The 8,768-nt window shown below is 44.4% G+C and carries 11 protein-coding genes; all 11 read right to left on the bottom strand.

The annotated features are described in order from the left end of the window. Positions 1-107: 107 nt before the first annotated feature. Positions 108-362 carry a hypothetical protein gene (locus LC115_08330; GenBank protein ID MCZ2356679.1) on the bottom strand — a complete coding sequence of 85 codons (255 nt, stop codon included), beginning with the start codon at positions 360-362 and terminating at the stop codon, positions 108-110. Continuing rightward, the gene (locus LC115_08325; GenBank protein MCZ2356678.1) at positions 338-637 is read right to left on the bottom strand and encodes a VRR-NUC domain-containing protein; all 300 of its coding nucleotides are present in this window, start codon (positions 635-637) and stop codon (positions 338-340) included. Before LC115_08325 ends, LC115_08330 begins: the two co-directional genes overlap by 25 nt. After that, positions 597-1,871: a hypothetical protein gene (locus tag LC115_08320; protein ID MCZ2356677.1), complete on the bottom strand. Its 1,275-nt coding sequence runs from the start codon at positions 1,869-1,871 to the stop codon at positions 597-599. Before LC115_08320 ends, LC115_08325 begins: the two co-directional genes overlap by 41 nt. A gap of 16 nt (positions 1,872-1,887) precedes the next feature. After that, positions 1,888-2,199, bottom strand: coding sequence for a hypothetical protein (locus LC115_08315; GenBank protein ID MCZ2356676.1), 312 nt, complete (start codon positions 2,197-2,199; stop codon positions 1,888-1,890). 353 nt (positions 2,200-2,552) lie between these two features. Further along, positions 2,553-5,027 (bottom strand): bifunctional DNA primase/polymerase, encoded by a 2,475-nt coding sequence (locus LC115_08310; protein MCZ2356675.1) that lies wholly within the window; start codon positions 5,025-5,027, stop codon positions 2,553-2,555. A gap of 66 nt (positions 5,028-5,093) precedes the next feature. Further along, entirely contained in the window at positions 5,094-5,732 is a 639-nt protein-coding gene (locus LC115_08305) for a hypothetical protein (protein ID MCZ2356674.1), read from the bottom strand. Between the two features lie 71 nt (positions 5,733-5,803). Then, positions 5,804-6,271, bottom strand: coding sequence for a hypothetical protein (locus LC115_08300; protein MCZ2356673.1), 468 nt, complete (start codon positions 6,269-6,271; stop codon positions 5,804-5,806). Position 6,272: 1 nt separating this feature from the next. Continuing rightward, on the bottom strand, positions 6,273-6,914 hold the full coding sequence (locus LC115_08295; GenBank protein ID MCZ2356672.1) for a PD-(D/E)XK nuclease family protein: 642 nt from the start codon (positions 6,912-6,914) through the stop codon (positions 6,273-6,275). A 151-nt stretch (positions 6,915-7,065) separates the two neighbouring features. After that, positions 7,066-7,284 carry a hypothetical protein gene (locus LC115_08290; GenBank protein MCZ2356671.1) on the bottom strand — a complete coding sequence of 73 codons (219 nt, stop codon included), beginning with the start codon at positions 7,282-7,284 and terminating at the stop codon, positions 7,066-7,068. A gap of 172 nt (positions 7,285-7,456) precedes the next feature. Beyond that, positions 7,457-7,885 carry a hypothetical protein gene (locus tag LC115_08285; GenBank protein MCZ2356670.1) on the bottom strand — a complete coding sequence of 143 codons (429 nt, stop codon included), beginning with the start codon at positions 7,883-7,885 and terminating at the stop codon, positions 7,457-7,459. Between the two features lie 12 nt (positions 7,886-7,897). Continuing rightward, a complete protein-coding gene (locus LC115_08280) occupies positions 7,898-8,614 on the bottom strand; it encodes a hypothetical protein (GenBank protein MCZ2356669.1) in 717 nt (238 codons plus the stop codon). Positions 8,615-8,768 lie beyond the last annotated feature (154 nt).

The following is an 8,768-nucleotide window of genomic DNA, read 5'->3' as shown; positions in this document are numbered from 1 at the left end:
CAATTCAAATTAACTACAAATATTTTACCACATTTTCTTATAAAAGCACCCAATCATAATATTCCTTTAATTTTCGCAAATATAACTATACAAAATGTAAAAAACAACTACTTTCTGTACCGGGTCAACCGAACCAAATCAACTGAACAAAAAAATTCCTCTGCAGTCCGCTCAACAGCATCCACCACAGTTGCGCCTGCTCTAATTTTTTCGTGTACGGCGAATCTCATTTCGTTGTCCCGGACTTTGCGCCAATTGATGAAGCCTAATTCATCCAGCTCTTCAAAACACATTTTTTTCACGCGCTCCGGATTTATGCTCGGAACACCGTTTGTTGTTATTTTATATTCTCTTTTTGCCATTTTTCTATCTCCGATTTAAATTTTTCTAAATTCATTACGATGCTATACTTGCCACCTGCTTGTTTAATTTGCTGCTCATTATATTTTTGCAGCGCTGTCTGTTTGCCGCCCTCAGTTTTGAACTCGATCGCTACGAAACGTCCCCGGATACACATTAATAAATCCGGTGTCCCGGCTCTGTTCGCGACTATTATTTTTCGAGCGTAAACAGCAGGATGCTCCCGGCGCAACCAATCAATACATTGCCGCTGCAAATCTGATTCTGTTTTGACCACGCTGATTCTCCCGGCGGTAATGTGATACTGTATAACTTTTCTTTTTTTGCACGGCCCGGTAAACTTGTTTTTCAAGTCCCACATCGGAAAATATCCAATGTATCAACTGTGCATGCTCCCTGTCCATTGCACCCAAACGGGCTCGGGCTTGATAATATTGGGTTGCAGAAAAATCGATGTTGAAAAACAACAGAATGTCCGCCGTACTAAGATTAATTCCCATGCTCCCACTCTGGATTTGCGATATGAAAACTTTTCTCTCTTCCGAATCATTGAATTCTTCCGGTGAAGTGGTGGCATCCGGGAATGCCTGTCGGAGCATCTCGCCCTCTGCAATGAACTTATAGTAGATTGCAATCTTTTTGTCTCCATACATTTTTTTGATATAATCAGCTTTATAAGTGCTGAGAATTTTCGTCTCCCCCGTCTCCGTTATCACTGTGCCGCTGCTTATTTGGTGTATTTTTCCCATCAGCTTCACAGCGGAATCCGCAACTATCTCCGTGCCATCTTTGAATTTATAGTAGCCATCCATTTTAATTTTTTTAATCAGCCATTGCAATGTGTGTGGCATTTCAACCGTTACAATTTCTTCCTCAATTTCGCTTGAGAACCCAGCTTCCTGTTGCGTGTATGTGAGACGATATTGCCGCAACACCTTTTCTATCTTGTCGATTTTGGCGCCCGAGTAATCTTTTATCCTGTAGCCGTTAATATACTTCTCCCTAATATCCACAAAGTCCCGAGCCCAATAGTAGAAATTTTTGTAATGCGAAAAGGGTGAAACCGCACCCAGGACTGAGAACTGGAAATATATTTGCGAATAAGTTTCCGGCGTGGGTGTGCCTGAAAGGTAAATCACAGTCGTCTCCCCAGAGCTGATTATCCGCCGCAACTCCCTGCAGCGTAAATTCGGTTTCGGATATTGCCCGATAGAATGCGCCTCGTCTATCACTACAATCGCAGGGTGCTCCGTGATTTTGGACAGCTGTTCGTAATTAGTAATTGTAATGTTTTTGACTTCCATTGCGTCCGCGTCCGCCTGGATTGAAGGAAGTGCTTTTTTCTTGCTAACGAATAATATGTTCCCATCTTTTTTCAGTTGCCTGGCAATTGCAAGACTAATTGCGGTTTTGCCGACTCGCATCTCCATTGCCAAATATACGAAACCGTGCTCCCGTGCTATCCGTGCTCCGTGCTCCGCTAATTGTTTTTGATATTGTCTTAGTTCCATTTTTATGCTCCTTTTTTTAAAATGGTAAATTTTTGTCTTTCATATAAATTTCCCCGTTTTGATGCTCCCGATAGAATCTTGTCATTACCGTGCTCCCATCTTCTCTAGGAGCACGCAATGTCGCAAGCGCAAAGTGTCCCTCAGCAACCGGTACACCGTCCGCAAAAAATACAAAATACGGATGTGGATTTTCTTCCCGATATTTTTCCCAAGTTGGCCCCCGTTTCCATGTTGGCGGGGGGTTCTGTATTCCCTGTCGTTCATCCCGTTCGTACTCCCCTGTTCCGGCTAATTTTGCCCTGAAATATGCAGGCGTTTTCTCTTTCATCTCTAACCTCTTTAATTATAATAACTTACAGCCTCATCCATCCGAAAAAACTACATTAGGCGCTTGCAGGCGGTAAGGAATTTTAAAACGTTATCGCCGTAACTCCTTTCATCCAAATAACTTACAAGCGCTTGCAGGCGTTAAGGCGGAAAAGCACGATACACCCTTCTATATATATATATGAGTTCTACCATTTTTCTACCATCTCCCTTTTTTTTTATATATATTTAAATTTTTCTATAAAACTTTCTATAGAAGTACCGCCTTAACGCCTTTTGTGGCTGTAACATATATATAAAATAATAAGTTACAAAAAAATCTGCATACCGCCTAATCAGGCGGTTTCACCGAAATCAGGCGGTATCGGGGGGAAAAAGGCGGTTTCTTTCATCATTTTCCCCTAATATCTCCGCTAAAAGAACATTATTTTTAAGATTCCATATTTTTGAGAGATTTTGTGAATTCGACCGCCTGTCTGAATAATAAAGCCTGAAAACACGGCAAAATTTTATTATCCAGCCTGTGAACGAACGCAACCTCAAGCTCTTGAAATCGCTTGTCCCTTCGAATTCGCCGGTAAATTTTTGGTATAGTTCTTTGCGGTCGAATTCCACATTATTACGAATTTCACCCGTCCGGAGCGCGTCAAGCATGAAGTCAACGAACTCTTTTGAAGTCTCAGAGATGGCAATTTTCAACGCCGAGTGCTCGTCCATCTGGTGCTCCGGTAGCCCGTGCTCCAGAAATAATTGAATGCTCCCAATTAGAAAACAATGGCTTGCTTCCCATTCTTCGGTGCTCCAATCGAAAATTAAATCGTGTCCAAAATCATCCCTGGGTGTGTGGTGCTCCCCGTAGTGGCTGCTAATCAGCACTTCAAATTTCCTTCTGTTCGTAGATTCATCTGTGCCACGAATAGAGTGATTTGTCGTTGTCAGAAATTTCGGACTCTGCTCGAATGGCACGACATATTCACCCACATATAATTTTCGCACGGTCATATCAGAAGTGATTGCAGAAAAAAGGAATTGAAAATTGAACTGTGGGTCGGCATCATCTATGAAAATTATCCTGGTATCAGGCGAGACTCCCTGAAAGAGGAACTGTAGGTTTGCATCTCTACCAATTTTTCGTCCATCTATCACGCAGGCATTGCAGTATTGGGAGATCCATTTTCCCAGCAGCGATTTCCCGGTGCCACCATTTGCGTCCGTGGCAATTTGGGGGATTACACCATCGATGAAGATGATTGCTTTTGAAAGTGAGTGCTGTTTGTAGTTGCTCGCGAGATAACCGAGTGCAACCCGCAAGCGTAACAGATTTTCTGGTGTTCCGGCTACATTTTCGCAGAACCGGTGCCATTCACCCATACCATCGTACCCCAAAATACGCCTGTCCCATTCGTACGGTAATAAGTGTCTCCGCCAAACCGGAAGTGGGAGTTGCGAATATTTAAATTCAAAAAAACCGTCGGCGGTTATTTTCAAAGCTTTGTTCAAAAAATACATCCAGACTTCTGTCCGGGTATCGCGGTTGAACTTATTTGGTAATTCCTGCAAATACCCCAATTTTGTACGGCTCCATAGAGAATCAATTGAGATTAGGAAATTCACGGTGTCTTTGTTCGAATGTTCCAGAATGTATTTTTGCGTGAAATTTTGCATCTTATCAACCTCAACAATTTCCACAAGGTTGTCTTGCAGCTGAACAAAAATAAAGTCGTCCCCTTCCCGGAACTTCCGGTACCCGCTTGCATGTAGGAAATCAATGAATTTTGCGAAATCTACGGTTCTTTTTACGCCGCCGCGTTCGGTATAAACGGTTTCTATGAAGAAATTTGGGGGGAGAATGTTGCCCTGTTCGTTCACTGTGTTCTCACTTAGGTCTGCCTTCTGTGCTCCCGGTCTTTGCAGTTTTTGGTTGTACTTTTCCGCCAATTCACGCACAGCAGCTTTTTCATCGCCGTTGTGTTTCAGAAGGGCGAATGTATCGAAATTTGAGAGACCGGTATGAAACGGAAAGGGGTGTGCATTCGAAGAAAATGAATAAACGCACACGCCGTTGTATGAAATCGAGACACCTTTTGTCTTTCCGGGGCGCGTGTAATATTTGTTTTGGTCTGTAGTTCTATAGAGGTTGAAACCGTTCTGTTCCAACAGGGACTCTATTTCCGCCGCCCCTTCACGGTTGAATTTTTCGTACACCGAGCCGGAACTTTGTCCGGCGGGCAATCCAGAAACGGGCTTCAATTTCATTTTTTTCGGTTCCGGTGGTTTCTCATCGAAGAGCTGCGCCTGGGACAGCAGCGTCTCCCGCTCTTCTGGGGACAGCACCGGTAATTTCAGCAAGCTGCCTTTCAACGCTGTGTACCCAGCAGTGGGTGCGACTATACAATATCCGCCCTCTGCCTTCACTTCAATCAGCGTCTCATATTTCCCCGCTTCCGGTGTTTTTTCCATGGCAAGCTTCGTCGAACGTGTTTTTTCATCCGGGCAACGGAATGCAAAATGGTAACCACCTCTTTGTGTGCGTTCTAAGTAGAATGGATAGCGATCCAAAATCTCCTTCACTTCCGGCATCGCCGCCCACTCTTTCATCGCACGGTGTGCGTTCCCGTAATGATTATCGAAATCGAGCACGACAAGACCGTCGGAGACGGCGCCCCCGATAATTGCAATTCCGTCCCCTTTGAAATTTTTTATTTCCTCTTTAGTCGGCAGGTTTTCCATCCATTGTTTGAACGCCGGGACAGTTGGCGCCTTTGTGTCCCGTCGCACCGGAAGGGTGGAAATACCGGCGCGGCGAAGCTGTTCCGCAAAATTTTGCATTATAATTTTGTACCTCAATATTTTAAATCAATAACATAACCATCTCCCCCCCTGGGAGCGGCAAAATTATAAACTATAATCTTGCCACCCCCCGAAATCAAATTTAACAGTTTTTGTCCCGTCCGGGTTCACGGTGGTGTTCCGTTCTGTATAAGCAGCCACCACACGGAACCCCAAACGGAGCAACCGGAGAACGATTGCAAATGTAAGAACGCTCTGTCCCTGAACCATAACGGTTATCATCCTATAATCTTCGCACCTATATTTATCGACTATTTCCCCGACGATTCTTACCGCCTCGCCTTTGATATCGGTTTCGAATTCAACAGCCGGAAATTGGATGTCGTCTATCACATCCCATCCAGCTTTTTGCGCTTCCGACCAACTTGATGACGGGTGATTAGAAAGATTAATTATTATTTTCATAGTTTTGTTTTCATATTCTTCCCGTCGTACCCGTTCCATATAGGGACTTTTCTCAACCTCTTCCCTGACATCTTCGAACGGGACTTCCCGGATGGCAATCTCCGGTGATTGCGCTGCGAGAAAATCGCCGGTGTCCGAGAGCTGCAATGCCAACAGCCCCGGCTTGAAAAATATTCCAATTACATTTAGTGGATTTTTTACACCGCAAAAAATGGAATCTTTCTCATCGGGACGGTAACGGAAAAATTTATACTTCTGGAATCTTTCTTTTATTTGCATATTTTTTATCCTTTCGGTTTTCTAAAAAAAATTATACGAGCGTTCGAAAACGCCCGTAAAGTTATTTCGGTTTAGAATGGCAAATCGTCCTCTCCCATTCTCTTTTTCGCAGCTTCCGGGTGGGGTGTAGTTGGCTCTGCAAAGTCATCATCTTCTTCGTAGGATGCCATCGCTGCGGCGTTCGTAGATACTGCATACCGTCTTAGTTCGTCCAAAGACAATTTTTGTTCTGGGTCATAGAGAACCTCGCAGACATGAATCTCTTTTTCGCCGAACCGTTTTGTTTTAACTTGCATCTTTCCTTTGTAGTTAATTCGAACTAGAACACCTACGGGAATTTCTTTGAGTTTGAAGTTCAAATCGCCCGAACCGTAAACGGTTTTCACGGCGCCCTTTTTGGAGACAAACTTGTGAATCGTCTGTTCACCGTACTGGGTGTCCCGTTTTTCACTTCCGACAAAGAAGACTTCAAACGGTTTATCTATCATTTCCGGGGTCATTATGTTCGTTGTCCCGGCGGTAACTTCTTGAAAAGCCATATTAGCTCTCCTTTCTGTTTTTTTGTTTTTGATTATGTGTGTGTTTAATAATAATTTCAAGCGGGAGTTCCACCGGCTCCGGGCGGTTTGCGCTCTGGTACATTTTCCAGACCGTTTGCACTGCTCTGAACCGTGCGAACTCTTCACGCAGGTTCGCGACAAGGGTCGTTCCCAAACCTTCTACCCCTTTTCGGTTCTGCGATTGCGTGTGCACGATAAGTCCACCTTTCAGCCCTTTTTTCTCACAGGCGGCTGCATAAGCCCCCAGCTGCATCCTGGCTTCAGCACCAACGGTGCGCCCCGTTTTGAAATCGACAATGTAATATCCGGATTCCAGTTCCAACGGTTTTGCACCGTTCACTTCGTATGTGCCACCCGCAATTTCCACAAGCAAGTCAACCGTGCCTGCGAAATCGTACTTTGGAGACCAAACTACGAATTCAGTTTTCACCACCCGAGGTTGCACGATTTCAAACCACCGTGCTATTTTTTGGAGAGAGATATAAGTGAATTGGTCGTCAACAACGATGTCCGACGGGGCGTATTGCTCACCCGGTTGGTACCACCGTATTTTCGCACCGTATCTGAGTGCTTTCTCAACGGCGCTATGAACAGCGCTGCCTTTTTCAGCGGCTTCTTTCATTATCTTATCCGCCGCTTCGTTCCCTAAGTTCCCCCTCCACTCTATTAGGTAAGGCTTTGGATAGGCACTTAGAATCGTGGTCACAGACGGATAAGCAACACCATCTTTCCAATAGTACCGGGAGTCCATGTATGTGAATTTCCCAATATTATCACCCATTTTTCACCCCGCTACTTTTTAATTCGTTGTTTGCAATGTTTAATAATTTTGTCAATTCATAATTGCGGTCTCGCAGGTCTTGAATGTCCTTTTTCAGAACCTGCTCTTTTACGATTCTGTCCCATTCATCACAGTGTACGAACAGCGTACAGGTGATGAAACCGAGCAGAGTGCCAATGAAAAAAACAACAATTAAGATAATCAGTTCCATTGTTTTCTCCTTTCTGCTATCAGATTTCTGATTCTACCTGTTGTAATTGTTTCTTTTTTCAGAGCGCGCAACACTGTATTGTAGTGTACACGCAATATCCGCGCAACATCCCCGATTGTCAACCCGACACCGTGGATGTCTTTTTTCGTTATTTGCATCTTTTTTTTCCTTTCTATTTTTCATCCCCGGCTGGGATGCTGCTTTCCTTGCGGAAAGTCTCCGCTAATTTTATAAGCAATTCCCGTTCCCTTTCGTCTGCATCGCGTGGCTCCACGATTTCAACGCTGAGCGGATCTCTATATTCCGCCGGGATGATGGTGGGTTCTGACATCTCTATTAATAGTTGCGCTTCTGTTTCAGAGACAATCTCCCAGCCGCTTGCCAAAATAGCGATAAAAAATGGCAGTTTGCCGGCGACGCTGACACGGTACACGGCGAATCTGTCGAGGCTGATAGTTGTGAAATCAAGCCCTTCAAAAAGACCGATTTTTACCGCGAGAAATTTTCCCGGCAAGTTGGGGCTGTATAACAGCAGTTCTGATACCTGGAAATCGCTCCCAGTAAGTACAATGTAATTTTTTTCTTGTTTGATGTTTAACATTTTTCATTTCTCCTAAACGATAAAAATGTTTTCTAAACATCTATAACTTTCCTGGACAATGTCCCTGTCTCTCATCAGCCATTCCTCGTAAATGGCTGCTGTCGCGCTACGTGATTTCCCCCGTCGTGCCTGATTCACAGCAGATGTATCCGGGAGATCGTACGGCTCGTAGCTTGCAAAGAGGGCGAATATTTCATCCGCCTCTTTTTCGGAAACTATACCCACACAGTGGGATAGATCCGCGGTTCTGATATAACCGCCGATTCTTGTGGCCACAAAAAATGGCACTCCTAAGTATGGATTTTTTATTCCGAAGGTATAGCATGATTCCCACTGAAACTGAGCTTCTATACTGAGCATCATAAATGCTATGTGCTCAGTTTCTTTGGTCCCAAATGTTTCCGTTTTTCTAAACGGAATGTAAATTAAGGGGGGAAGATTTATTGGCGCCAGATTTAAGTCGGCGCCGTATTTGTCCCCCTCTACTTGCCATATTTGGCCCGCTGCGAATTCCGGTTTGCGGGGGCCATTGTATTTTTTCTTAAGGTTTCCCATGAACTTGCTGTGTTCCGCAAGTCTGCGAAGACGGGATAACATGTCCCGTCTATTCTCCACCTCTACCATGCTAGGCGGTATTGGTGGATTTTGCGCACGGTCAACCAAAAGCTCCAAGTTCTCCACACTGGAACCCGCTAAGAGACGGAACTTTTTCAGTTCCGTCTCACTCATCTGTCCGTTTAGGAATCTGTCCACCTGCTCCATCTGGAGGGTTCGACAGTCCTCGAAACACCATTCTGAAAGATTTTGCGTTCTCATTTTATTTGCTCCTTTTTATTCAAAGATTGGTAAATTACGCAGGGTGGCAATGTGCACATCCTGCGCT

The organism is Bacteroidia bacterium (assembly GCA_026932145.1).
Classification (GTDB): Bacteria; Bacteroidota; Bacteroidia; order J057; family JAIXKT01; genus JAIXKT01.
Note: the sequence above shows the minus strand (reverse complement) of the source record. Positions and strands in the feature narration are given on the sequence as shown.